This is a genomic window from Microbispora hainanensis, assembly GCF_006874475.1.
GTDB lineage: Bacteria > Actinomycetota > Actinomycetes > Streptosporangiales > Streptosporangiaceae > Microbispora > Microbispora hainanensis.
Genome location: NZ_VIRM01000018.1, coordinates 101,240 through 124,276, shown reverse-complemented (window position 1 = coordinate 124,276; position 23,037 = coordinate 101,240). Strand labels below are relative to the sequence as shown.

Sequence of the window (23,037 nt, the reverse complement as noted above, 5' to 3'; positions counted from 1 at the left end):
GATCGTGCCGGGATTCGGCGATCCGATCGGCTGGCGTCGGGCCAATGAGTGTTAGCGATAACAGAGACGGGGGCGCGTGAGTGCTCCTTCCTGCCGGGCGACTGTAAGTGGTGGTGAAGCGGAGCAAATATGAAGTCGCACGGCATGTCAAGGCACTTGTCTGATCGCCGGGAATCTCTCGCGTGCGGGCGTCCGTGCCGTGAGTTTTCACCAGGGAAGAAGCCCCGGCTGTCAGAGACGCCGCGATGTAAATTTCATCGTCTGCGGCATTGCGTTTCCGGGGGCGAGGCCGCCCTTTTCGCCGTCGGTGGCCGGGCCGATCGAGGCCCGAGTGCTACTCACGCGGCCGGAGTGCCGTTCGGGGGCTGAGCGCTCAGGCGCCCAGAGCGCCGTTCAGGCGCTCCGCGACGCGATCGACTCCCGGACGCGGATGGGCATCGGCACGCGATGCACCTCGCCCTGCCCGCCATCGTCCTCGCGGTCACGGCCGATTTCCGTGAACAGCACGTCGACGGCCTTGCGGCCGAGTTCGTAGTGAGGGAGAGCCACCGTCGTCAGCTGGGGGCGCATCCACGAGGCGATCGGGTGGTCGTCGAAGGACACGACGGACACGTCGCCGGGCACCTTGAGCCCGAAGTCGTCGAGTGCCTGGTAGGCGCCGAGGGCGAGCCGGTCGTTGAAGCAGATCAACGCCTGCGGGCGCTCCTTCTCCAGCAGCGCCCGGGTCAGGGCGAGGCCATATTCCGGCTGCCAGTCGGGGCAGACGTGGCCGCCCGCCGGCTTGACCCCCGCCTCGGCGAGCACCTCGCGGATGCCGATGAGCCGTTCGACCGCCGCGACGCTGCCACCCGCCGGGAGGTTGCGCCGTGCGGGACCGGCGCCGATCAGGTGGATGCCCTCGCGATGGCCGGCGTCGAGCAGCGCTCGCGCGGCGACGCGTCCGGCCTCGATCTCGTCGGGGACGACCGAGGGCAGCGGCGACGGCTGTTTGGGGAGCGCGTTGAGCAGGACGGCGGGGGCGGCCGCCATGGCCTTCGGCACCTTGATGGTTCTCGTGTACATCGAGGCCAGGATGATCCCGTCCACCTGACGGTCGTGCATGGCCTGCAGCAGGAGCCGTTCGAGCTCGGCGTCCCCCTCCGTCTCTCCGATGAACAGCATGAAGCCGCGCTCCCGGGCGGCCTCGAGGGCTCCCTTGATCATGTCGCCGGCGAGCCGTGTCGTGGCAACCGTGTCCGAAATGAAACCAATAGTACGAGTTGTCCCAGTTCGGAGGCCTACGGATACGATGTTCGGCCGATACTGCAACTCGGCGGCGGCCTTGAGGACACGCTGCTCGACGTCCTGGGAGATGCGCAGCTCCCGGCCCCGTCCGGACAGCACGAGCGACGCGGTGGTCGGCGAGACACCGGCGGTCTTTGCGACGTCCGCCAGCGTGACCCGTCGTGGGCTCACCGGGTGACCTCCTGCAATGTGGGGGTTGACACCCCGCGACACGTGTGATGAGACTATCGCACTGCTAATCCGATTTAGCAAACCTGAGTCCTGGGGCGTCCGGCGTGTGCCGGCGAGTCCCCGAGCAATCAAGGAGACGCAGATGTCGCGTCGAATTCGCTGGAACGGGGCCGCGCTCGCGGTCGTGATGGGAGGGGCGCTGGCGGCGGGCTGCGGGGCGCCCGGCGGCGACGCCCCTCAGCCGGAGGCCACCAGTGCGTCCCTGTCGGCCGCGCCGACATGCGGCACGGCGCCGGTAACGCTCAACGCCTATATCGAGACCGGCTTCCCCCTGCCGAAGGAGCTCAGCACCGAGTTCTCCAAGCAGTATCCGAACGTGAAGTGGAACATCCGCGAGGACCAGTTCGCGGTGATCACGCAGAACGCGCCGCGCGTCCTCGCCGACGATCCGCCGGACCTGATGCGGCTTCCGCAGGTGTCGGAGCTGGTGAAGAACAACCTGCTGAAGAACCTCGACGGCTACGCCAAGGCGTTCGGCTGGGATTCCTGGCCCGCCTCCCAGCTGGAGCAGATGCGCCTGGCTCCCGGTGGGAAGACGCGCGGCGAGGGGTCGCTGTACGCCATGGGGCTGAACTTCAGCATGACCGGCGTGTTCTACAACAAGAAGCTCGCCGCCAAGATCGGCATGTCGTCCCCGCCGGCCACCCTGGCCGAGCTGGACGACGCGCTGGCGAAGGCCAAGAGCGCGGGCATCACCCCGATCGCCCAGTTCAACGGCGGGGCCACCGGCGGTCTCGCCTTCCCCCTCCAGGACCTCATGGCCGCGTACGGTCCTCCGGGGCCGATCAACGACTGGATCTACCAGAAGCAGGGCGCCACGATCGACACCCCGTCGAACCTGGACGCGACGCGGCACCTGCAGAAGTGGATCAAGGGCGGCTACTTCTGGAAGGACGTCAACGCCGTCGACTACGCGACGATGATGAGCCGCTTCATCAAGGGCGACGGCCTGTTCATGTTCAACGGCGACTGGGAGTCGGGCAACCTCGACAAGCAGATGCCGGGCGACGTTGGCTTCTTCCTGATGCCTCCGGCGCAGCAGGGCGGCAAGCAGGCCGCGATGTCGGCGCCCCTCACCTACGGGATCAGCTCCAGGGCGAAGAACGCGGACTGCGCGGCGTTCTTCCTCAACTGGGTGGCGACCGACCCGAAGGCCCGTGAGATCGGCGTGAAGGTCGGCGGGTCGCACCCCATGGGCCCGGCGGACGCCCCCATGCCCGAGGTGGCCAAGGACACGGTCACGGCGAGCACGCTGGCGGCGGGAGCGAAGATCGCCGAGGACAACGGCGCGATGGACTTCATCGCCAACGCCACCGGCGCGATCTACGCCAAGAGCTGGACGCCCCAGTTGCAGAAGCTGGTCGCCGGGCAGCAGACCCCCGAAGAGCTGCTGAAGTCGGTGCAGAGCGACTACACGAGCCAGGTCGGGGGGAGCTGAGCACCGATGACACGGCCGACTCTCCGCTCGAACGAGTCCGTCGAGGGCGCGGGCGGGCGGAGGAAGCGGAGCTCCGCCCGCGCGGCGGGGCTCCGCACGCCGGGATGGGTGGCCTGGCTGTTCGTGGCTCCGGCGCTCATCGTCTACGCGGTCTTCGTGCTGCGGCCGATCGCCCTGACCGTCCAGTATTCGATGTATCGCTGGGACGGCATCGGCACGTCCACCTGGGCCGGGCTGGGCAACTACGTCAAGGTCTTCACCGACCCCGACCTGTTCGCCTCCATCCTCAACGCGGTCAAGCTGATCGTCTTCTTCAGCGTGATCCCGGTCGTGCTGAGCCTCGCGATCGCCTCGACGATCCGGCGGATCGCCACGAGCCGGCTCGCCCTGGTGGCGCGGACGGTCCTGTTCCTGCCGCAGGTCATCCCGCTCGTCGCCGCAGGCATCGCCTGGAGCTGGCTGTTGTCGTCGACCGGGCTGGTCAACCAGCTGCTCAGGTGGGCCGGGCTCGGCGGGGTGGCCCGCGCGTGGCTGGGCGACTTCTCCACGGCCCTGCCGGCGGTCGGCGTGATCGGGGCGTGGGTGCTGCTCGGCCTGTGCACGATCCTTCTGCTGTCCGGCATGAGCAAGATCGATCCGGCGCTCTACGAGGCGGCCCGGATGGACGGAGCGGGACCGCTGCGCGAGTTCGTCTCGATCACCGTGCCCAGCCTGCGGCAGGAGATCGGCGTCTGCGTCACGGTGACCGTGATCGCCGCGCTGGCGAGCTTCGACATCGTGTACGTCTCCACACAGGGCGGCCCGGGGAACGCGACCATGGTCCCGGGTCTGGAGATCTACTATCTGGCCTTCACCGAGCGGCAGGTGGGCATGGCGTCCGCGCTGGCCGTCGTGCTCATGGTGCTCGTCCTCCTCGTCGCCCTTCCCATCCAGTGGCTCACCAAGGACAGGTCCTCATGATCGTCGGGCGTCGGGAGACGTGGACCGGAAGGCTGCTGCTCGTCGTGCTGATGGCGGTCACGCTCATGCCGTTCGTCAGCCTGTTCGTCACCGCACTGCACCCGTCCGGCAGCTACCCCTCGGGCCTGGAGTGGCCGAGCGATCCGCAGTGGGGCAACTTCGCCGAGGCGTTCAAGGCCGCCCGGATGATCGAGCTGGTGAAGTCGAGCACGCTCATCGTGCTCGGCGTGGTGCCCCTCTCGCTGCTGCTCGGGACGCTGGCGGGGTTCGCCATCGGTCACCTGCGGATGGCGGGACGCAACCTGGTGTTCCTGCTGTTCGTGCTCGGGCTGACGCTGCCGTTCGAGGGCATCATCACGCCGCTGTACTACCAGGTGCGCGACATGGGGCTGCTGAACACCAGGTGGGCGATCATCCTGCCGCTCATCGGGCTGTTCATGCCGTTCGCGGTCTTCTGGATGCGGGCGCACTTCGTCAACGTGCCCGACGCGCTGTCGGAGAGCGCCCGGATGGACGGCGCGAACGTGTGGCAGCTCTTCTGGCGCATCCACGTGCCGCTGGCCATGCCGGCGCTGTCGTCCCTGGCCATCCTGTTGTTCCTGTGGACCTGGAATCAGTTCCTCCTGGCGATCGTCCTCGTCGACGATCCGTTGAAACGGACGATGTCCGGGGCCCTGGGCGCCTTCCAGGGGCAGTGGGGCACCAACATGCCGCTGCTCTGCGCGGGGTCGCTGCTGATCCTGACCCCTACACTCGTGGTCTTCCTGATCTTCCAGCGCCGGTTCGTCACGGCTCTGCTCCAAGGCTCCCTGAAGGGGTGACGCGCGTGGACGGAACTGCCCCGTTCTTCGGGGGAATCGAGGCGGGCGGGACGAAGTGGGTGTGCGCGGTCGCCGGCGCCGGGGGAGACGTCCTCGCGACCGAGGTGATCCCCACGACGACGCCGGAGACGACCATCGGCGCCGCGCTGCGGTTCTTCGGCGCCCATGGGCCTGTCGCCGCGCTCGGCGTCGGCACCTTCGGCCCGGTGGACGTGCGCCCGGGCTCGCCGACGTACGGCCGCATCCTGGCCACGCCCAAGCCGGGCTGGGCGGACGTCGACGTCGTCTCTCCCTTCCGCGCCGCGCTGGGCGTACCCGTCCGCCTGGACACCGACGTCAACGCCGCCGCGCTGGGGGAGTGGCGTCGCGGAGCGGGCGAGGGGCTCGGCACGATCGCGTACATGACCGTGGGCACCGGCATCGGCGTGGGTGCGGTGGTGAACGGCGGGCTCGTGCACGGGCTCCTGCATCCCGAGTTCGGGCACATCCGCATCCCGCACGACGCGGTCAGGGACCCGTTCGCGGGGAGCTGTCCCTTCCACGGCGACTGCCTCGAAGGGCTCGCGTCGGGCGAGGCGATGCGCCGCCGATGGGGGCGTCGCGCCGAGCACCTGGACGACCCGTCGGCCTGGGAACTCGAGGCCGAATACATCGCTCTCGCGGTCGTGAACCTGACCTACGCGCTGTCGCCCGAGCGCATCGTCGTCGGCGGGGGCGTCGCCAAGCACCCCGCGCTGCTCCCCGCCGTGCGGGCGCGGCTGCTCACGCTCACCGCCGGTTATCCGGGGCCGCCGGTGCCCGCCGGCCCTGCGGCCATGGACGAGTACGTCGCCGGCCCCGGTCTCGGCGACCGTTCGGGGGTGGCCGGAGCCGTGGAGCTCGCACGCGCGGCCCGGCCCGATGCACCCGCGTCGTGGTGACGCTTTCTGAGACGTGCGGGGAAACGCCCCGCGCGATCGAGTTGGAGGTTCTTCGAATGGCGGCATGGGGGCGGCGACACGGCACGCCCGGACCGGAGACCCGGTCCGGCGCGCACGAGGTGCTCGCCGGGGGACGGCGACGTGACGGGGGTGCCGCGTGAACGGCGTCGCCGAACCGGTGCGGGGCGAGCCCGCGCGCTGGACGCGGGGGCACCTCGCCGCGCCGGTCGGCGGCCCGGCGACGACGGCGCCGGTCATCGGCCTTCCCTCGCCGCCGCGTGTGCTCCCCCACGACGACATCTGGGATCTGTGGCCGATCCAGGAGGAGGACGGCTCGACGACCGTGGCCGGGGGCCGTGAGTTGTGGATCGCGCTCGCCGCGCCCGCGCTCGGCCACCCCGAGGAGCGTCACGACCGCGCCCGTCTCCGGCTGCTCGCCAGGGACGCCGGCGGCTGGGCCGACCTCGGCCACGTCTTCGCCGACGGCGCCTCGCCGGGCAGCCGCGAATGGTCGGGGTCGACGGTCCGCAGGGCGGACGGCACGGTGTCGGTGTTCTACACGGCCGCCGGCCGCCGGGGGGAGGCCCGCCCGACGTTCGCCCAGACCGTCGTGGAGGCCCGCACCCGGCTGGTCACCGACGGCGGCCGGATCCTGCTCGACCAGGCCGCCGAGCACCGGGAGGTCCTCCGCTCCGACGGCGTGACCTACCTGCCCGCCGACGAGATCGAGGGAGGACCCGGGCGGATCAAGGCCTTCCGTGATCCCGGCTGGTTCCGCGACCCCGCCGACGGACGCGAATATCTGCTCGTCGCCGCGTCCGTCGCGGCGTCCCCCGGCGCGGACCACCCCTTCATGGGCGCGGTGGCCCTCGCCGCGGCCGAACCGGGCGGCTGGTCGCTGCGGCCGCCCCTCCTCGTGGCCGACGGCGTCAACCACGAGATCGAACGGCCGCACATCGTGGTGCACGGGTCGTCGTACTACCTCTTCTTCTGCACGCAGCGGCAGTCGTTCCACCCTCGCGGAAGCGCCCCCACCGGGCTCTACGGCTTCGTCGCGCCCGCCCTCGCCGGGCCGTACGCGCCGCTGAACGGCTCGGGGCTCGTGCTGGCCAATCCCGTGGAGGAGCCCGACCAGGCGTACGCCTGGCTGGTCCTGCCCGACCTGAAGGTCGTGAGCTTCCTCAACTACCGCGCCATCGGAGGGCCGGATCCGTGGACGGCCGGGCCCGCCGCGGCGAGGGCCGCCTTCGGCGGGACGATCGCGCCGGTTCTCGAACTCACCCTGCGCGAGGACGCCACTTCCGTGGTCGTTCCCGAGTCCGCGGGAGCCGTCAGCGGGTGAACCTCGCGACGGCGGCCGGGGTGACGGGGGTGAAGAAGTTGACCAGGTTGCCGTCGGGGTCGCGCAGCAGGAGCGACCGGTTGCCCCACGGCATCGTGGTGGGCTCCTGGACGAACTCCTCGACGTGGCCGGCCAGGCTCCGGTGCACGCCGTCCACGTCGTCGACGAGGAACTCGACGATCACGCTGTGGTTGTCGGACGGCCGGGCGGCGCCGGGCGCGAAGAGCGGGACGGTGCGGGTGCTGCCGATCGCGAGGGTGGCGGAGGCGGTCTTGATCTCGGCGAAATCCTCGCTCGCCCAACGTGCCCGCACGCCCGTGGCCCGCTCGTAGAAGCCCACGAGGCGTGCGACGTCGTCGGTGATGATGCGGATGGATACGAAGTCCATGGTGATCTCCCTGGTTCCCGGGGTCGTTCTCCCGGGAACACTAGGGCGGATACCGGACAGAAACCGCCCAGTATTGTCACTAGATTGTGTGACGTGGCCCGACCTACTCATCGCGTTCTCACGCTGCTGGAGCTCCTGCAGTCGGGCGGCACCCGGACGATGGCCGAGCTCGCCGACCGGCTCGGCGTCGACGAGCGCACCGTGCGGCGATACGTGGACCACCTGATCGACCTCGACGTTCCCGTCGAGTCGGTGCGCGGCCGATACGGCGGCTATCGCCTCGCCCCCGGATATCGCATGCCCCCGCTCATGCTGAGCGACGACGAGGCGCTCGCCGTGCTGCTCGGGCTGGTCGCCGGTCGCCGCGCGGGGCTGACGACGGCGACGGGCACGGCGAGCGAGACGGCGGCGGCCAAGATCCGGCGGGTCCTGCCCGAGCGGCTCGCCCGCCGGCTCGACACCGTGCTCGAATCCCTCGCCTTCACGGCTCCGCCCGGCGAGTCCGCCGTTCCCGGGACCGCGGTGCTGCTCTGCGTCGCCGACGCGGTGCGCCATCACCGGCCGATCTCGATCAGGTACACCGCCGCCGACGGGCGGCGCAGCGAGCGCACCCTGCATCCGTACGGGCTCGTCGCCCATTCTGGCCGGTGGTACGTCACGGGGGCGGATCCGGAGATCGGCGAGGATCGCACCTTCCGGCTGGATCGCATCGCGGACGCGAGGACCCTGCCCGGCTCGTTCGAGCCGCCCGCCGGGTTCGATCCGGCGCAGCACGTCCTGGCCGGGTTCGCCACGGCTCGATATCGGCACGACGTGGTCCTGCGGATCCAGGGGACGGTCGAGCAGATCCGCGCCCGGCTTCCCGCCGCCGTCGCGGCCGTGGAGGAGCTGCCGCCCGCGGCGGATTCCGGGGACGAGGGGTGGCTCCGCATCGAGGTGCGGGCGGAGCGGCTCGACTGGCTGCCTCCGGTGCTCGCCTCGCTCGACCGGCCGTTCGTCATCGAGCGGCCGGACGAGCTGCGCGACCGGGTCGCCGCGCTCGCGGACCGGCTCGCGGCCTCCGCCCGCAGGACCGCCGGATGACGGCGGGCTACCGGGTGACGACGGGCTACCGGGTAGCGGTGAGCTACGCGGTGGCCGCCGGGGAATCTGTCGCGTGCAGATGGCGGTCGATCGCGGCGAAGGCGGCCGCGGGCTGCTCGATGTGCGGCAGGTGACCGGCCTCCGGGATCACCTCCAGCCGGCCGTTGGCGAAAGCGCCGGCGTAGGCGTCGCCGTAGGCGGGGGTGACGATCCGGTCGCTCTCCCCCCGCACCAGGAGTGCGGGCACGTCGACGTGCCGCAGCCGGCGGAGCAGTTTGGGATCGTGCATGTAGGGGTCGCCCGCCAGCGTACGCATGGTGGCCATGCCGGCCGCCCGGCGCGCGAGCTGGTCGGCGGGGACGCCGGCCGGGTCGACGTAGAAGCGCTGCGAGTCGTGCCAGGAGTATCCGGCGACGCCGCGGGCGTCCAGGGAGAAGAAGCCGCGGATCGGCTCGCCGGGGATGTCCACGCCCACGGCGTCGATCAGCACCAGCCCGGTGATGACGCCCGCCGTGTCGCGTACGGCCATCTCGGCGGCGGTCCAGCCGCCGAGGGAGGAAAGGACACATAGCTCCTGCCGTGTCCTCCGGTGGAATGCGGTGGAGGTGCGGTGGAGACGCCCCGCGCGGCGGTGCGTCTCCACCGAGGACGTTCCAGGTCAGACGCCGGGGCGCACGGCGGTGAGGAAGCTGCCCCTCCAGTAGGCGTTGAGCCTGTCGACGCTGACCACCGCACCGCTGTGGGGGGCGCTGATCACTTTTTTGTGCCCGAGATACATGCCCACGTGGCCGCCGCCACTCGTGAAGATGAGATCGCCGGGCTTGAGGCGCGACAGGGAGACCTTCTTCTTGGCGTGGCCGAGCATCGCCCACGTCGTACGCGGGAGCTTGACGCCGGCCTTGCGCCAGGCGAACTGGACCAGCCCGGAGCAGTCGAAGGCCCCCGGACCCGTGGCGCCCCATACGTACGGGTCGCCGAGCTGCTTCTTCGCCACCTTGATGGCGCGCTCGGCCTTCTCCTGCTGGAGAGCGGCCTTGGTGAGCTTCCTCGTGGCGGAGTTCTCCGCCATGGGCGCGGGATACGTGGTGGTGGTCGTCGTCGTGGTGGGAGGCGCGGGCGGGATGACCGCCGAGGTGAGGGCCGGGGCGGGGGCCGGGGCCGGGGGCGGGGATGTCACCGTCGCCGACGCGGCGGCTGCGGGGAGTGCGCTCAATGCTCCGGCCGACGCGGTGAGCGCCGCGCCACCGATCGTGACGCAGGCGATGCGGAGCAGAGTGGTGGAGTTGGTGAACAGGGGGATCTCTCCCTTTGGTCTTCCGCTTGCGCCTACCGGGTTAGCTGACGGATTCGGGCAGGGAAGTCGCCCTACGGCGCTGACGCGCCGATTCACCCCAGACCTTCGTCGAAGGTCGATTGGTTCCCCGGCTCCGAGCCTCCTTGCTGCACGGATTCGGCATCACCGGCGCCCAGGGGGGCGGAGAGGCGTGGCGACGGTGACTGTGGATGGTCGAACTCGGCGGGGCCGGGCTCGTAACGGCGGAGTCACTTGGACCCCATCGATGGGCAAGGAAACTACCAAGAGCCCCATACCGCCGCAAAGAGCATCAAAAGGGTAAGTGCTGCATAAAAGGGATCAAAAGCGCGAAGCGGCAGGTCAGAAGGCTTCTGCAGAGGAGATGTGGCGCTCGTCACATCTGTCCGACTGCAGGCCTGACCTGCGCGGAAGGGCGGAAGGGCGCGTAGCTGGTGTGACCCGTACGCCGGCTAGTTGGTACGCCAGAAGGCGCCGTTGGCCGAGGGGTCGTCGGGGTCGCCCTGCGGCACGGTGAACCCCGCGCCCCACAGCGTCGTCGTCCCGGGCCTGCGCGCGATCGAGAACAGCGCGGCGTCCGTGCCGGCCTTCCGGGGGATCGGGGTGCTCCGCCACGTCGAACCCGTGACATGCCACAGGGTGGAGTTCCAGTCGCTCTGCACCACCCACACGCCGCCCGCGCCGTCGGGCTCCACCTCGGTGTACGGCTGGGCGTTGACGGTGCCGACCGAGGCGGTCCACGAGCGGCCGTTCCAGTGCATGACCAGGGGGCGGTCGTACGTCATGTCGTCGCCCTCGTCGTTGGTGCCCTCCCAGCTCACGCCGCCGACGGCCCACACGTCGCGGGGGCCCAGGACGGCGATGTCGGTGAGCACCGCGGCGGCGTCGGGAGCGGGCGGTTTGATCGCGGGGGTGGGCACCAGCGCCCAGGACTTCCCGTTCCACCGCATGATCGCGGGACGGGTGCCCCTGCTCCCCGCCGCCCAGACGTCACCGGCCCTGTACGCGTCGACGGCGGCGGCGCGGGCCGGCAGCCGGACGCTCCGCCACGACGACCCGTTCCAGTGCCTGGCCGAAGCCGACGAGCCGGCGACCGCCCAGACGTCCTTCGCGCCCGTTCCGTCGGCGTCCGTCGCGGAGAAGCCGCTGCCGAGCGAGAAGGTGGCCCACGCCCGGCCGTTCCACCGGCTCGCCTTTCCCGGGCCGAAGACCCACACGTCCTTGTCCGAGCCGGCGGTCACGGCCTTCAGCTCGTACGACGGGCTGCCGGGGAGCACCTTCCACGATCGGCCGTCGAACCACTCGACCAGGCCCCGCCGCGTGCTGTTCACGACCCGGTGACCGGCCGCCCACACCGACCCGTTGCCGAGGACCGTCACGTCGTCGAGCACGTCGTCCCCGGGCAGGGTGTTCACCTTGGTCAGCCGCCACGCCGGCGCGGTCTTCCCGGCCTGGCCGCCCTGGTGGGCCGCTCCCGAGGCCGCCACGGCCGGCAGGAACGCCAGCCCGAGCGCCGTCATGCCCGAGACGAGTCCGGTGCGCACGATGCTTCCCCTTCCGCTCACCAGTACGACGTTTGACCGAAGGGAGCCGTTCACACGTCGCGGAAGGGCCGGAGTCACTTCTTCTCCGTCCACGGCTCGTATTCGTCGTCCCCGGGGAGCACCCAGATCTTCGCGTCGGGCCTGACCAGCGTCCGCAGCGGCGTCACCGCGCCGGTCGTCTTCGAGACCCGGTAGACCGTCACCCCGGTTTTGGTCTTCGACCGGACGATCAGGTGTCCCGCCTTGTCGAAGCCGAGGTCGTCGATCTGCTGCCCGCGGGGGAGCCGCACGGTCACGGTGCCGCTCGCCTTGCCGGTGCGCAGGTCGACCAGGCGCAGCTTGCGCGACTTCGGCCACGAGCCGAGGGGCTCGGCCGCCGTCACGTGGTCGTTCGCCAGGGCCGTCGCCCACAGCCGCGTCTTCGACCGCAGGCAGATGCGCAGCCCCCGGTCGAACACCGTCATCCGGCCGTCTTCGCCCCCTTGCATCAGCAGCCGCTCGCCGTCCGGGCTGAATCCCGCGAAGCTCCACATGTCCGTCTTTCCGGGCAGCGGCAGGCTCTTGCCCTTCCGCAGGTCGATCAGGGCCCCCAGGCCCGGCGCCGAGGTTTCGGTGACCACGAAACCGCCGTCGTACGACACCGAGGGCCATTCTTCGCCGGTCGTGTACACCGTGAGCTTCCGGATCACATGTTCCCTGCCGTGCGGGGTCCGCTCGGCGAACCGGCCGTCCGACTTGCGGAAGTAGAAGAAGTGCCGGCCGTCCCCGCTGACCAGGAACGCGGCCCGCACCCCGGGGTTGACCGCGTCGGGGGGCGCCACGGCGAGCGCTTCCGGCACCTTCACCACGGCTCCGTTGGTCAGCACCAGTTCCCAGGTCTGGGTCCACCGGGCGTACGCGATCGTGACCGGTGCGGCGGCCGCCGCGGGCTGCCCGCCCAGCGGTACGGCGGTCAGGAGGAGTGTCGCGAGAACCGTGCGCAGTCTCATGTGGGGTGAGATGCCGGACAACCCGGAAATGTTGCGGATGCGTGCGGGTGGCTACGCGGCCGGGGTCCGGTAGTCCCTGATCGTGATCGCGGTCGCGGCCTTGCGGATCGGCTCGGTGACCCGCTCGATCATGCGGTTCTTCCCCGGCAGGTGCGGCATCAGCCGCAGCATCAGCATCTGGAACCGGATCTGCGCCGCGGACTTCAGCACCATGCCCTTGAGGTTGCCCGCGGCGAGCTTCTGGTTCTCCTCCACGAAGTGCCGCAGCTCGTGCTCGTACGCGGCGAAGGCGGCGGCGTGGTCTCCCGCCGCCTCGGCGAGGCAGCCCGCGAGGACGTAGGCGCCCACCAGGGCCAGGCTGGTGCCCTGACCGGACGCCGGCGAGGCCGAGTAGGCCGCGTCGCCCACGAGCGCCACCCGGCCCGACGACCAGTGGTCCATGCGCACCTGGCTGATCGAGTCGAGATAGAAGTCCGGCGCGTCCTCCATGGCGTCGAGGAGGCGCGGAACCTCCCAGCCCTGGCCGGAGAAGAGGCCGGCGAGCAGCTTCTTCTGCTGGGCGGGGTCCCGCCGGTCATACTCCAGCGGCGGCGAGGAGAACAGGAACATCGCCTTGGCGTCGTCGCCGCGCGCCGTGCTGTACATCCCGGTGCTCCTGCCCGGCGCCGGATGCATCATCTCGGTGCGGTCCAGGCCGAGGTGGTTCGGCACGGTGAAGATCGAGATGTAGTGCCCGAGGTCGTGGACGAACTGCGACTCCTCGCCGAAGGCCAGCGCGCGCACGTTCGAGTGCAGGCCGTCGGCCCCCACCACCACGTCGAACGTACGCGGGGCGCTGTCCGCGAAGGTGACGTGCACCCCTTCGGGGGTTTCCCGCAGGGCGGTGATGGAGTCGTCGAAGACGTACTCGACGCCGTCTCCGGCCGCCGCGTGCAGGAGCCGGGTGAGGTCGCCGCGCATGATCTCGACGTCGTCGCCCTCGCGGCCGCCGAACAACTGCGCGCTCATCGTGCCGATCTGCCGGCCCCGCGCGTCGACGAAACGCGCGACCCGCATGTCCGTGCTGTGCCGCCGCACCTCGTCGAGCAGGCCCATGCGGGCGACGACGTCGAGTGCCGCCCCCCGGATGTCGATCTTGTAGCCGCCGTCCCGAAGGGAGGACGCGCGTTCGACGACGGTCACCGCGAAGCCGTGCTCGCGGAGCCAGTACGCCAGCGTCAGCCCGGCGACGCTTCCGCCGGAGATCAGGATGTTCGTCATGCCAGGAACTGTACAAGCGTCTTAATCGCCTGTCTAGCACGAATGTCCAAGACATTTGTATGAACCGTACGCTAGGCTCTGAGCATGGGAAACCGGGAAGATCTGCTCGCGGGCGCCAAGCGGTGCCTGATGGAGAAGGGATACTCCGGCACCACCGCGCGTGACATCGCGGCGGCCGCCGGCACGAGCCTCGCCGCCATCGGCTATCACTTCAGATCGACGAAGGCCCTGCTCGACGCGGCCCTCATCGAGGCGATGGAGGAATGGGGAAAGGAGATCGAGCAGACCCTGGCCGCGGACGCGTCACTCGACGGCTCGCCCGTGCAGCGATTCGAGGCGACCTGGACGCGGATCATCGAGTCGTTCGCCGCGATGAGGCCGCTGTGGGCCATCCAGTTCGAGCTCATCGCCCAGATGGACCGGCAGCCGGAGCTGCGCGCGGCGTTCGCCGCCGCCAACCGGCAGGCGAAGCTGGGCCTGGCGTCGATCTTCGAACATCTGGATCCGGCGGCGGACGAACGCAAGGCCATGGCCGTAGGCGCGTTCTATCAGGCGCTGCTCGGCGGCATGGCGTCCCAGTGGCTCGTCGATCCCGAGCAGGCCCCGTCGGCCCGCGATCTCCTCGAAGCGCTGCGCACGATCAGCGGGCGGCTCGGGACGGAGTGACGGCGGAAATCGCGGCTCCGCCGCGTAAGGCCGGCCGAGCGGCGGGTGGGCGCGCTAGCGTGCCCGGCACGCTCCTCGGCCGGCCTTCTACCGGCGCCCGCGCGGTCGGCGGGCGCCGGTGGGGGTCAGTCCGTCGTGGTCAGGGGTCCGTCGGCGTGCGGAACCCGCTCGGCGGGGATGACGCCCAGGCGGCCCGCCTGGTAGTCCTCCATCGCCTGGAGGATCTCGGCGCGGGTGTTCATCACGAACGGCCCGTAGTGCACGACCGGCTCACGGATCGGCCGCCCGCCGAGCAGCAGCACCTCCAGATTGGGCTCGGCCTGCGGCTGGGCGGTGTCCGCCGCGAGGGTGAGCGACCCGCCGGGGCCGAAGACGGCGAGCTGCCCCTTGCGGACCGGCCGCCGCTCGTCGCCCACGGTGCCCTGACCGGCCAGCACGTAGGCGAGGGCGTTGAACTCCGGGTTCCACGGCAGGTCGAGCCGGGCGCCGGGGCTGACGGTGGCGTGCACCATCGTGATCGGGGTGAACGTGACGCCCGGGCCGGCGTGCCCGTCCAGGTCCCCGGCGATCACGCGCAGCAGCGCGCCGCCGTCGGACGAGGCCAGCAGCGCCGCCTCGCGCCCCCGGATGTCCTGGTAGCGGGGCAGGTGGAACTTGTGCGCGCGAGGAAGGTTCACCCAGAGCTGGATGCCGTGGAAGAGCCCGCCCGAGACCACCAGGTGCTCCGGCGGCTTCTCGATGTGCAGCAGGCCGGCCCCGGCGGTCATCCACTGGGTGTCGCCGTTGGTGATGGTGCCGCCGCCCCCGTTGGAGTCCTGGTGCTCGAAGACGCCGTCGATGATGTAGGTGACGGTCTCGAAACCGCGGTGCGGGTGCCACGGCGTGCCCTTCGGCTCGCCGGGGGCGTATTCCACCTCGCCCATCTGGTCCATGTGGATGAACGGGTCCAGCACCTGCTGCGGCACTCCGGCGAAGGCGCGCCGTACGGGGAAGCCCTCGCCCTCGAAGCCGCTGGGCGCGGTCGTCACCGAGCGAACGGGGCGGGGTGCCGCGACGGCGGGATCCGGTGCGGCGACGCGGGGCAGCGTCAGGGTGTCGGCGGTGACAGCGGGCATGGCCGCCTCCTAATTGAATGTTCAACTTCCGTGGGCTTGGAACCATCGGCGATCGCCGGACATTCCCCGAAGATCCCCGGTGCCCCACGCATATCGTCACGCGCCACGGGGAGGGACTGATATGGCTGAACGCATGATCTCCGTACCTCGCACCCTCCAGGCCGCCGCTCTCTCCCTGGCCGTCCTCCCGATCACCGCTGTCGCGGTCGCCCCGCAGGCCGCCGCCGACGCCCGCGGCCGGGCGCACCCGGGGGCGTCGGCCCGCCGCATGCTGGCGGATCTGAAGGTGGCCAAGCCGTTGTCGCTGCGCGGTTACAGCCACCGGCGGTTCCAGCCGCGATGGGCGCACCACAAGGGGGAGTGCGACGCACGAGAGCTGGTTCTCGCCCGCCAGGGCCGGGGTGTACGGAGGAACGGGGCGTGTCAGGCCGTGAAGGGCGTCTGGCACAGCCCGTACGACGGCAAGGTGCTGAAGAGCGTGAAGCAGATCGACGTCGACCACGTCGTGCCCCTGGCGTACGCCTGGCGCTCCGGCGCGAAGAGATGGAGCCAGGCGAAGCGGCGCGCGTTCGCCAACGACGTGAGCCGCCCCGAGCTGGTCGTGGTGAGCCACTCCGTCAACATCGCCAAGGGAGGCCAGGGACCGCAGAGCTGGCGTCCGCCGCGCCGCGCCTACTGGTGCCGCTACGCGACCTCGTGGATCTCGGTGAAGCACCACTACCGGCTCTTCGTGACCCGCAAGGAGAGGGTCGCCCTGCTCAACATGCTCCGCACCTGCGGCGGGTGAACAGGTCCGGCGGCGCGGGCCGAGCGTGTCCTCACGCGGTGGGCAGGGCGTCGAGCCATTCGGTCAGGAGCCGGTTGACCTCGTCGGGACGTTCCTGCTGGACCCAGTGGCCGCAGCCGTCCAGCAGGTGGGAGGAGACCAGCCCGGGAAGGGTATCCGGGAAGGCGTCGATCGCGCCGGCCATCCAGGTCACGGAGGCGTCCAGACTGCCGCCGATGAACAGGGAGGGCTGCTTGATGGGGGCGCCGTGGAAACCGGCGAGGTCCTCCCAGTCGCGGTCCATGGTGCGGTAGCGGTTGAGCGCGCCGGTCATGCCGGTGCGTTCGAACTCCCCGGCGTACGCCTCCAGGTCCTCCTCCGTGAGCCAGGACGGCAGCGGCCCGCCGGGGAACCGATCGCGCAGCGTCGCCCCGGGGCCGACGAAGTGCGGGTCGGGAGCGTCGGGGCCGGGCATGGTGTCGCCGGACAGCGCCGCGTAAAGGCCCGCGAGCCAGCCCCGCACGTCGGGTTCGATCTCGGCCTCGGCACGGCCCGGCTCCTGGAAATAGGAGATGTAGAACTCCTGGTCACCGCCCATCCGGGCGAAGACGTCGGTGGGACGGGGGCCGCCGGGCGGCGCGTAGGGCACGCTCAGCAGCCCCACCGCGCGGAACACCTCGGGGTGCAGCAGGGCGGACGTCGCCGCGATGTTCGAGCCCCAGTCATGACCGATGATCACCGCGGACTCCTCGCCCAGGGCGTGCACCAGCGCGACGTCGTCCTCCACCAGGGCGAGCATCCGGTAGCCGTCCACCGCGGCCGGCTTCGAGGATCGGCCGTAGCCGCGGACGTCGAGCGCGACGGCCCGATATCCGGCCTGCGCGAGCGCCGGAAGCTGATGGCGCCAGGAGTACCACGACTCCGGAAAGCCGTGGACGAGCAGCACCAGCGGTCCGATGCCCTGCTCCGCGACATGGATCCGGCCGCCCGGCACGGACACCGTACGATGCGTGATCTCTGGGACGTGGTGCGACATGCGTTTCCTCCAGGTGGCGTGCTCCTGCCGGCGGCGGTGCTCCTGGTTCCGGGCCTCGTCCGCTCCGCGAGAGCTGCCACCGATCATCCCGCCGACCTGGCCATTCGTCCGCATCCTGTTGCCGGATCGGCAAACCCCACGGCAAACCCCCCGGCAGAACCCACGGCAGACGGCACCATGCGGCCCGCCCCTCAGCCACCGCTCATGGCCTGGGCCTGCTGGATGACCTTGCGAAGGGCCGGGGTCGCCGGGCCGCCGCGTTCGGACAGCAGGGCGATGCGCTGCTTGTGCGCCCGCCGCCTGGCGCGCGGGAGGATCGTCCCGAGCTCCGCCGCCGCGGCCAGGCCGATGAGGGCGGCCTCCCGGTCCCCGACCCGGGAGACCGGGCCGGTGAGAGCGGCGGAGACCTGCGTCGTGAGTCGTTTCACCACACGGGGGTCGCGTACGCGGACGTGGCTCCTGTTGAAGACGAGGAAGGGCTGGCGCAGCTCGACCCTGACCCAGCGTCCCGTCTCGAGTTCGTCGCGGACCGCCCGGACCGTCGCGCGGGCGTCCTTGCCGATCCAGTGCCGCCACGGCCGGGGCCCCGACCGGGCGATCTGCTGAAGCAGGCCGTCGAGGACCGGGTCGGCGAGCCGTTCCTCCGTCACCACGCGCACCTTGCCGCCGTCGTCGGCGATCCGGCCGGCCAGCAGCAGGTCGGTGAGCGCGGCGGCGCGCAGCAGGTAGGGGAAGCGGAAGTTCGTCACCACCCGCTCCTTGCGGGGGTCGTAGGCCAGCAGGTAGAGCTGAGCCGTCAGGGAGCGGGGAACGTCCACGGAGCTGCCTTCCTCTCAGTCGTCGTGTGGATCGGCGGCGGGCGGATCGGCGGTGGGAGTCTCCGGAGGCGGGGCCTCCTTCTTGGCGGGCCTGCCGCGCCGGGGGATGCGACCGGCGTTGCCGGGCAGCCGTCCCGCCTCCGACAGCGCCCGGCGCAGCAGGAACTCGATCTGGGCGTTGGTGCTGCGTAGTTCGTCGCCGGCCCAGCGGGCCAGCGCGTCGTGCACCGCCGGGTCCAGCCTGAGCAGGATGCTCTTTCTCTCGGTCGCCACGGTCTAGTGGTACAGGGAGCCGGTGTTCACCACGGGCTGCACGTCGCGGTCGCCGCACAGGACGACGAGCAGGTTGCTGACCATGGTGGCCTTGCGCTCCTCGTCGAGCTCGATCACGTCGTGCTCGTCGAGGCGGGCCAGGGCGGCCTCGACCATGCCGACCGCGCCGTCCACGATGCGCTGGCGGGCCGCGACGATCGCTCCGGCCTGCTGGCGGCGGAGCATCGCCTGCGCGATCTCGGGGGCGTACGCCAGGCGGGTGATGCGCGACTCGATGACCTTGACCCCGGCGGAGGCCACCCGGGCCTGGATCTCGGCCGACAGGCGGCCGGTGATCTCCTCGGCGTTCTGCCGCAGGGACAGCATGTCGTCGTGCCCGTCGTACGGGTAGCTGCCGGCGATGTGACGCACCGCGGTCTCGGTCTGGAACGCGACGAACTCCACGAATTCGTCGACCTCGAAGACGGCCTTCGCGGTGTCCTCGACCTGCCACACGACCACGGCTGCCATCTCGATCGGGTTGCCGTCGGCGTCGTTGACCTTGGTGATGTCGGTCTCGTGGTTGCGGATCCGGGTCGACACCCGGCGCTTCTGGGTGAAGGGAGCGACGAACCGGAGGCCGGGCGTGCGGACCGTGCCCACGTAGCGGCCGAGCAGCTGGATCACGCGCGCCTCGCCGGGGGCGACCGCGGTGAGCCCGGTGAGGACCACGACGGCCGCCAGGAGGAGCAGCACCCCGGCGATGATCAGCGCCGCCCCCGTGCCGCCGCTGCCGCCGGCCGCGACGACGGCTCCTATCGGGATCAGCGCGAACGGGCTCAGCAGGCCGATCAGGGCCAGGACCAGCAGCGGCCACCCGGCTGTCGCCCACGCCGTCCGCTCGTGGGTCTGGGGGGCCGGCATGTCGACGGAGATCTGCAGGTCTGTCATCTCTTCTCCTCGGTGTCTAGCACGACACTAGCAAAGTGATATCACTTTTCGCCAGACCCGTTCCCGCCCGAGGAGCCGAACCCTCAGTCGCCGGCTTCCAGGCCGCTGCGCAGGAGCGCGGTGAGCCGCCGGGCGTGGGCCACGTCGGTTCCGGTGAGTGCCGCGCCGCCGGCGAGGGCCAGCAGGTCGGTCACGGTGACGCCGGGCCGTACGGCTCCGGCGTCCTGCGCCCGCCGCAGCAGGTCGGATGCGGTGGCGCGGATCGAGGCGTGCCACTGGTCGAACAACGCGCTGCGACGGCCGGTGGGACCTTCCGTGGCCGCTAAGGCGAGCGGCCGCTTCGTCGCGACGTGCACGACGAACGCGTCCAGCCAGGAGAAGAGCGCGTCGGCCGGGGACGGGCCGGCGCACGGGCGGCACAACTCCGCCACCTCGTCCGCGTACACGGCGACGAGCAGGTCGGCGCGGGTGGGGAAGTGCCGATACAGGGTGGCGTTGCCGACGCCGGCCCGCCGCGCCACCTCGTCCAGCGCGACCTCCGGCCCCGACTCCGCGACGAGCTCGCGTGCGGCGGCGAGCAGCAGTGCGGCGTTGCGCGAGGCGTCCGCCCTGCGCGTACGGCCGGGGGGCGCGGGCTCAGGATCGTGCGATGTCATCCGCACTCCCTTCTCTTGCTATCCGCTCTCTTGCTATCTGGGGAGTTCCCCGTTTGGGGTAACAGCCCTGACCGGGGAGCTCCCCACTTGGACGGAACGGCGGAGGACGATGACCCTGACTGCCGACGACCGCGCGGCCATCGCGGACCTGATCAACCTGCACGGCCATCTCACGGACGGCGGGGACTTCGACGGCCTGCGCGAGGTGTTCGTGCCCGACGTGGTCTACGACGTCGGTGATCTCGGTGGCGGAGTGATCGTCGGGCTCGCGGCGCTGCGCGACGCCGCGCTCGCCCTGGGCGCGGGGAACCCGGTCGCCCATCACGTGACCAACATCGTCGTCACCGAGGCGGCGGACGGCGGGGCGCGAGCGATCTCGAAGGGCCTCGGGGTCAACGCCGACGGGACCACGGGCAGCGTGACCTACGAGGACACGCTCGTGCGCGGCGACCATGGCTGGCGGATCAGCCGTCGCGTCGTCCGCGCCCGCCGGATGCCCCTGACTCCTTGAGGGACTCCTTGAGGCACTCCTTGAGGGGTCAGACGGTGACGACGACCTTGCCGGCGGGGTGGCCTTCCATGAGGTGGCGGATCGCGTCGGGCGCCTGGCCCAGGGGATAGGCGCGGTCGACCGCGGGGGTGACGGCGCCCGACTCGATGAGCCGCGTGAGCTCCTCCAGGTGATCGGCGCGATCCCTGGACATCACCGGGCGCAGCCGCTGCCCCCTGAACATCGACCCCGTGACCATCGACAGCAGCGGCGCCCGGAAGGTGCGTCCCATGCCTCCGGTGAAGCGGTATGCCACATGGCCGCCCCCGACGATCGCCAGGGTCCCGCGCGGGGTCAGGACGCGGCGCAGCAGGGACAGCGGCCGGTTGCCCGCGGTGTCGACGACGACGTCATAACGTGCGCCGTCGCGGTCGATCTCCTCGCGGGCGTAGTCGATGACGTCGTCGGCTCCGAGCGATCGCACGAGCCCGGCGTTCGCCGCCGAGCACACGCCGGTGACGCTCGCGCCGGCCGCCTTGGCGAGCTGGACGGCGAACGACCCCACGCCTCCCGACGCGCCGATCACCAGCACCCGCTGGCCCGGCCGGACGCGGGCGACGCCGCGGACGGCCTGCAGCGCCGTCATGCCGGAGACCGGCACCGCGGCGGCCTGCTCGAAGGTGAGGCCCGCCGGCTTCGGCGCGAGCCTGCTCTGCCGCGCGCTCGCGTATTCGGCGTACGAGCCGCTCTCGCAGGTGCCGTACACCTCCTGACCGGGCCGGAAGCGGGTGACGCGGGCGCCGACGGCCGTCACCACCCCGGCCAGGTCGCGGCCCCGGACCTTGACCTTGGGCCGGCGCATTCCGAAGCCCGCAACGCGCACGAGGTAGGGCCGGCCGGTCATGAGGACCCACACGCCGGGGTCGACGGCGGCGGCGCGGACCTCGACGAGCACGTCCTCGTCGCCGATCGGGGGGCGGTCGACGTCACGCAGTTCGAGCACGTCGGCCGGGCCGTACGTGTCCTGGACGATGGCCTTCACTTCGTCTCCTCGGGGAGGTCGGGATACTGGAACACGTCGTCGAGCGGGACACCGAACACCCGGGCGATCCGGAACGCCATCTCCAGAGACGGCGAGTAACGCCCTTGTTCGATGGCGATGACGGTCTGCCTGGTCACGCCGATGCGCTCGGCGAGCTCGGCCTGGGTCATCTCGTCGTGGGCGAACCGCAGCACGCGGATGCGGTTCGTCACATGGGTGGGCTTCACCACGTCGGAACGCTCCTGCGATAGAGAATGATCTTGGTGACGTCGCCGAGGACCGCCGACAGGACGAAGAAGAGGTAGATCACGTTGGCGATCCAGAACCTGTCCCACTCGGCCACGGCCATGAGCATCGCCGCGACCGCGCCGATGGCGACGAACGCCTGGCCGGTGTAGTCGCCGAACCGTCCGATCTCCCTGTCGCGGGCGTCGATCACGCGCGATGCCCGCGGGTTGACGATCGCCATCCCGATCTCGGCCAGGATCGCCGCGGCGATCGCCCCGCCGATCGTCCACAGCAGGGCGGCGGCGTACGGCACGTCGGGTAACGGGCCTCCGTCCGCCCGTCTGAGGATGGCGACGACGTACGCGGTGTAGGCGATCACGGCGACGATCAGCCGGATCCAGGCGCGCTTCTCCTCGTGAGTCATGATCGATTCCCTTCGGGTGTACAAAATCTTTGACACCTTCAAGGTAATCTGTCTTTGACTTGATGTACAGAACTTTTTACACCGCATCGCGCGGCGCCGCGCGCCGCGGCATCGCGGGCGGGGTCAGGCTTCGGCGGCCACCTGCTCGGCGCCCACCTGTTCGGCGCCGACGACCTTGAGGAACTGCAGGGACTCGTACGCGGGAGACCCGGGCTCGGCGGTGAAGATGACCACCTGCTGCTCCTGGTCGGGCACGGTCAGCACGTCGTAGTCCAGCTCGATCTGCCCGGCGCGCGGGTGCCGTACGGTGTGGTGCAGGTGCCGCTCGATGTGGAACCGCTGGGAGTTCCACAGGCGGGCGAAGTCGCCGCTCCCGGCCAGCAGCTCGCCGACCAGGCTCTTCAGCTCGGGGCTGCCGGGATAGCGGGTGAGGGCGACGCGCAGATAGCTGACCGCCGTGACGACGAACCGCTCCGAGACGCCCATGCCGTAGTGCCGCCGCTCGGGGTCGGGGTGCAGGAAGTAGCGCCGGATGACGTTGCGCTCCTGACCCGCCAGCGCGGAGAAGTCCTCGAACAGCGCCGCGGCCAGCGGGTTCCAGGCCAGCACCCGGCAGGTGTCGTCCACGACGATCGCGGCGGCGTCGGTCAGCCGGTTGACCAGTTGCATCGTGCTCGGCCGCACCTCGCGTACGGGCTCGGGAGACCGGCTCTCCTCCCGCTCCCCGGCCAGGTCGAACAGGTGGGCCCGTTCCTGGTCCGACAGGCGGAGGGCGCGGGCGATGGCGTCGAGCACGCGCCGCGACGGGTGCCTGCCCCGCGCCTGCTCCAGCCGCGCGTAGTGGTCCACCGAGATGTACGCGAGCTGGGCGACCTCCTCGCGCCGCAGGCCGGGCGTGCGGCGGCGGCGTCCCTCGGGCAGGCCGACGTCGGCGGGACCGACCTGCTCACGCTTGCCGCGCAGGAACGTCGCCAGGCCGTGCTTGTCCATACCTGCGACGGTACGTCGGAAAAAGGCCGCG

Annotated in this window: 26 protein-coding genes and 1 riboswitch; of the genes, 9 read left to right on the top strand and 17 right to left on the bottom strand. The window is 71.0% G+C overall.

What is annotated here, in order from left to right; translation table 11 throughout:
* Nucleotides 1–393: 393 nt before the first annotated feature.
* Entirely contained in the window at nt 394–1,455 is a 1,062-nt protein-coding gene (locus tag FLX08_RS17060) for a LacI family DNA-binding transcriptional regulator (protein ID WP_142619843.1), read from the bottom strand.
* A 142-nt stretch (nt 1,456–1,597) separates the two neighbouring features.
* On the opposite strand from FLX08_RS17060, the gene FLX08_RS17055 reads away from it, so the two are divergent.
* The 5 genes from FLX08_RS17055 to FLX08_RS17035 all read left to right on the top strand — a co-directional run bounded on the left by FLX08_RS17055 (nt 1,598) and on the right by FLX08_RS17035 (nt 6,996).
* Complete coding sequence (locus FLX08_RS17055; protein WP_142619842.1) at nt 1,598–2,953, top strand: ABC transporter substrate-binding protein; 1,356 nt, start codon at nt 1,598–1,600, stop codon at nt 2,951–2,953.
* Between the two features lie 6 nt (nt 2,954–2,959).
* Complete coding sequence (locus tag FLX08_RS17050; RefSeq protein ID WP_142619841.1) at nt 2,960–3,913, top strand: carbohydrate ABC transporter permease; 954 nt, start codon at nt 2,960–2,962, stop codon at nt 3,911–3,913.
* Entirely contained in the window at nt 3,910–4,734 is an 825-nt protein-coding gene (locus FLX08_RS17045) for a carbohydrate ABC transporter permease (protein WP_142619840.1), read from the top strand. Before FLX08_RS17050 ends, FLX08_RS17045 begins: the two co-directional genes overlap by 4 nt.
* A gap of 5 nt (nt 4,735–4,739) precedes the next feature.
* On the top strand, nt 4,740–5,654 hold the full coding sequence (locus FLX08_RS17040; RefSeq protein ID WP_142619839.1) for an ROK family protein: 915 nt from the start codon (nt 4,740–4,742) through the stop codon (nt 5,652–5,654).
* A 157-nt stretch (nt 5,655–5,811) separates the two neighbouring features.
* The gene (locus FLX08_RS17035; RefSeq protein ID WP_142619838.1) at nt 5,812–6,996 is read left to right on the top strand and encodes a glycoside hydrolase family 68 protein; all 1,185 of its coding nucleotides are present in this window, start codon (nt 5,812–5,814) and stop codon (nt 6,994–6,996) included.
* On the opposite strand, the gene FLX08_RS17030 is transcribed toward FLX08_RS17035, so the two are convergent.
* Entirely contained in the window at nt 6,986–7,384 is a 399-nt protein-coding gene (locus FLX08_RS17030; RefSeq protein WP_142619837.1) for a VOC family protein, read from the bottom strand. The genes FLX08_RS17035 and FLX08_RS17030 overlap by 11 nt on opposite strands.
* A gap of 93 nt (nt 7,385–7,477) precedes the next feature.
* Between FLX08_RS17030 and FLX08_RS17025 the strand changes: the two genes are divergently transcribed.
* Nucleotides 7,478–8,467 (top strand): helix-turn-helix transcriptional regulator, encoded by a 990-nt coding sequence (locus tag FLX08_RS17025; protein WP_142619836.1) that lies wholly within the window; start codon nt 7,478–7,480, stop codon nt 8,465–8,467.
* Between the two features lie 43 nt (nt 8,468–8,510).
* On the opposite strand, the gene FLX08_RS17020 is transcribed toward FLX08_RS17025, so the two are convergent.
* From FLX08_RS17020 to FLX08_RS17000, 5 genes are all read right to left on the bottom strand, one after another.
* Nucleotides 8,511–9,110, bottom strand: coding sequence for an alpha/beta fold hydrolase (locus FLX08_RS17020; protein WP_280117108.1), 600 nt, complete (start codon nt 9,108–9,110; stop codon nt 8,511–8,513).
* Between the two features lie 15 nt (nt 9,111–9,125).
* Nucleotides 9,126–9,644 carry a C40 family peptidase gene (locus FLX08_RS17015; protein ID WP_142619835.1) on the bottom strand — a complete coding sequence of 173 codons (519 nt, stop codon included), beginning with the start codon at nt 9,642–9,644 and terminating at the stop codon, nt 9,126–9,128.
* Nucleotides 9,645–9,775: 131 nt separating this feature from the next.
* Nucleotides 9,776–9,933, bottom strand: a riboswitch (cyclic di-AMP (ydaO/yuaA leader).
* Between the two features lie 298 nt (nt 9,934–10,231).
* Nucleotides 10,232–11,323 (bottom strand): hypothetical protein, encoded by a 1,092-nt coding sequence (locus tag FLX08_RS17010; RefSeq protein WP_142619834.1) that lies wholly within the window; start codon nt 11,321–11,323, stop codon nt 10,232–10,234.
* Between the two features lie 74 nt (nt 11,324–11,397).
* Entirely contained in the window at nt 11,398–12,312 is a 915-nt protein-coding gene (locus FLX08_RS17005) for a WD40 repeat domain-containing protein (protein ID WP_142619833.1), read from the bottom strand.
* A gap of 51 nt (nt 12,313–12,363) precedes the next feature.
* A complete protein-coding gene (locus tag FLX08_RS17000) occupies nt 12,364–13,572 on the bottom strand; it encodes an FAD-dependent monooxygenase (RefSeq protein WP_142619832.1) in 1,209 nt (402 codons plus the stop codon).
* An 84-nt stretch (nt 13,573–13,656) separates the two neighbouring features.
* Here FLX08_RS17000 and FLX08_RS16995 point away from each other — a divergent pair, with 84 nt between their 5' ends.
* The gene (locus FLX08_RS16995) at nt 13,657–14,238 is read left to right on the top strand and encodes a TetR family transcriptional regulator (RefSeq protein WP_142619831.1); all 582 of its coding nucleotides are present in this window, start codon (nt 13,657–13,659) and stop codon (nt 14,236–14,238) included.
* 125 nt (nt 14,239–14,363) lie between these two features.
* On the opposite strand, the gene FLX08_RS16990 is transcribed toward FLX08_RS16995, so the two are convergent.
* On the bottom strand, nt 14,364–15,353 hold the full coding sequence (locus tag FLX08_RS16990) for a pirin family protein (protein ID WP_142619830.1): 990 nt from the start codon (nt 15,351–15,353) through the stop codon (nt 14,364–14,366).
* A 121-nt stretch (nt 15,354–15,474) separates the two neighbouring features.
* Here FLX08_RS16990 and FLX08_RS16985 point away from each other — a divergent pair, with 121 nt between their 5' ends.
* Nucleotides 15,475–16,140 (top strand): HNH endonuclease family protein, encoded by a 666-nt coding sequence (locus tag FLX08_RS16985; RefSeq protein WP_244312695.1) that lies wholly within the window; start codon nt 15,475–15,477, stop codon nt 16,138–16,140.
* A 31-nt stretch (nt 16,141–16,171) separates the two neighbouring features.
* Here the strand turns inward: FLX08_RS16985 and FLX08_RS16980 are convergent, their stop codons facing one another.
* The 5 genes from FLX08_RS16980 to FLX08_RS16960 form a co-directional block, all read right to left on the bottom strand.
* Nucleotides 16,172–17,155 carry an alpha/beta fold hydrolase gene (locus FLX08_RS16980; RefSeq protein ID WP_142619829.1) on the bottom strand — a complete coding sequence of 328 codons (984 nt, stop codon included), beginning with the start codon at nt 17,153–17,155 and terminating at the stop codon, nt 16,172–16,174.
* 191 nt (nt 17,156–17,346) lie between these two features.
* A complete protein-coding gene (locus FLX08_RS16975; RefSeq protein ID WP_142619828.1) occupies nt 17,347–17,973 on the bottom strand; it encodes a GOLPH3/VPS74 family protein in 627 nt (208 codons plus the stop codon).
* A gap of 15 nt (nt 17,974–17,988) precedes the next feature.
* A complete protein-coding gene (locus FLX08_RS16970) occupies nt 17,989–18,246 on the bottom strand; it encodes a type II toxin-antitoxin system antitoxin (RefSeq protein ID WP_142619827.1) in 258 nt (85 codons plus the stop codon).
* A gap of 3 nt (nt 18,247–18,249) precedes the next feature.
* Nucleotides 18,250–19,176, bottom strand: a complete 927-nt coding sequence (locus FLX08_RS16965) for an SPFH domain-containing protein (protein ID WP_142619826.1) — start codon at nt 19,174–19,176, stop codon at nt 18,250–18,252.
* Between the two features lie 83 nt (nt 19,177–19,259).
* The gene (locus FLX08_RS16960) at nt 19,260–19,832 is read right to left on the bottom strand and encodes a TetR/AcrR family transcriptional regulator (protein WP_142619825.1); all 573 of its coding nucleotides are present in this window, start codon (nt 19,830–19,832) and stop codon (nt 19,260–19,262) included.
* 109 nt (nt 19,833–19,941) lie between these two features.
* Between FLX08_RS16960 and FLX08_RS16955 the strand changes: the two genes are divergently transcribed.
* The gene (locus tag FLX08_RS16955; RefSeq protein WP_142619824.1) at nt 19,942–20,343 is read left to right on the top strand and encodes a nuclear transport factor 2 family protein; all 402 of its coding nucleotides are present in this window, start codon (nt 19,942–19,944) and stop codon (nt 20,341–20,343) included.
* A 28-nt stretch (nt 20,344–20,371) separates the two neighbouring features.
* Here FLX08_RS16955 and FLX08_RS16950 read toward each other — a convergent pair whose 3' ends face one another.
* The 4 genes from FLX08_RS16950 to FLX08_RS16935 form a co-directional block, all read right to left on the bottom strand.
* The gene (locus tag FLX08_RS16950) at nt 20,372–21,364 is read right to left on the bottom strand and encodes an NAD(P)-dependent alcohol dehydrogenase (RefSeq protein WP_142619823.1); all 993 of its coding nucleotides are present in this window, start codon (nt 21,362–21,364) and stop codon (nt 20,372–20,374) included.
* Nucleotides 21,361–21,594, bottom strand: a complete 234-nt coding sequence (locus tag FLX08_RS16945) for a helix-turn-helix transcriptional regulator (protein ID WP_142619822.1) — start codon at nt 21,592–21,594, stop codon at nt 21,361–21,363. Before FLX08_RS16945 ends, FLX08_RS16950 begins: the two co-directional genes overlap by 4 nt.
* Nucleotides 21,588–22,016: a hypothetical protein gene (locus FLX08_RS16940; RefSeq protein ID WP_142619821.1), complete on the bottom strand. Its 429-nt coding sequence runs from the start codon at nt 22,014–22,016 to the stop codon at nt 21,588–21,590. Before FLX08_RS16940 ends, FLX08_RS16945 begins: the two co-directional genes overlap by 7 nt.
* A gap of 123 nt (nt 22,017–22,139) precedes the next feature.
* The gene (locus FLX08_RS16935; protein WP_142619820.1) at nt 22,140–23,006 is read right to left on the bottom strand and encodes a helix-turn-helix transcriptional regulator; all 867 of its coding nucleotides are present in this window, start codon (nt 23,004–23,006) and stop codon (nt 22,140–22,142) included.
* Nucleotides 23,007–23,037 lie beyond the last annotated feature (31 nt).

Excerpts from the sequence above, each read along its gene's own strand:
- FLX08_RS17055 (WP_142619842.1), top strand. The coding sequence starts at position 1,598 with ATGTCGCGTCGAATTCGCTGGAACGGGGCCGCGCTCGCGGTCGTGATG.
- FLX08_RS17050 (WP_142619841.1), top strand. The coding sequence starts at position 2,960 with ATGACACGGCCGACTCTCCGCTCGAACGAGTCCGTCGAGGGCGCGGGC.
- FLX08_RS17045 (WP_142619840.1), top strand. The coding sequence starts at position 3,910 with ATGATCGTCGGGCGTCGGGAGACGTGGACCGGAAGGCTGCTGCTCGTC.
- FLX08_RS17030 (WP_142619837.1), bottom strand. The coding sequence starts at position 7,384 with ATGGACTTCGTATCCATCCGCATCATCACCGACGACGTCGCACGCCTC.
- FLX08_RS17005 (WP_142619833.1), bottom strand. The coding sequence starts at position 12,312 with ATGAGACTGCGCACGGTTCTCGCGACACTCCTCCTGACCGCCGTACCG.
- FLX08_RS17000 (WP_142619832.1), bottom strand. The coding sequence starts at position 13,572 with ATGACGAACATCCTGATCTCCGGCGGAAGCGTCGCCGGGCTGACGCTG.
- FLX08_RS16995 (WP_142619831.1), top strand. The coding sequence starts at position 13,657 with ATGGGAAACCGGGAAGATCTGCTCGCGGGCGCCAAGCGGTGCCTGATG.
- FLX08_RS16990 (WP_142619830.1), bottom strand. The coding sequence starts at position 15,353 with ATGCCCGCTGTCACCGCCGACACCCTGACGCTGCCCCGCGTCGCCGCA.
- FLX08_RS16985 (WP_244312695.1), top strand. The coding sequence starts at position 15,475 with ATGGCTGAACGCATGATCTCCGTACCTCGCACCCTCCAGGCCGCCGCT.
- FLX08_RS16980 (WP_142619829.1), bottom strand. The coding sequence starts at position 17,155 with ATGTCGCACCACGTCCCAGAGATCACGCATCGTACGGTGTCCGTGCCG.
- FLX08_RS16965 (WP_142619826.1), bottom strand. The coding sequence starts at position 19,176 with ATGACAGACCTGCAGATCTCCGTCGACATGCCGGCCCCCCAGACCCAC.
- FLX08_RS16960 (WP_142619825.1), bottom strand. The coding sequence starts at position 19,832 with ATGACATCGCACGATCCTGAGCCCGCGCCCCCCGGCCGTACGCGCAGG.
- FLX08_RS16955 (WP_142619824.1), top strand. The coding sequence starts at position 19,942 with ATGACCCTGACTGCCGACGACCGCGCGGCCATCGCGGACCTGATCAAC.
- FLX08_RS16940 (WP_142619821.1), bottom strand. The coding sequence starts at position 22,016 with ATGACTCACGAGGAGAAGCGCGCCTGGATCCGGCTGATCGTCGCCGTG.
- FLX08_RS16935 (WP_142619820.1), bottom strand. The coding sequence starts at position 23,006 with ATGGACAAGCACGGCCTGGCGACGTTCCTGCGCGGCAAGCGTGAGCAG.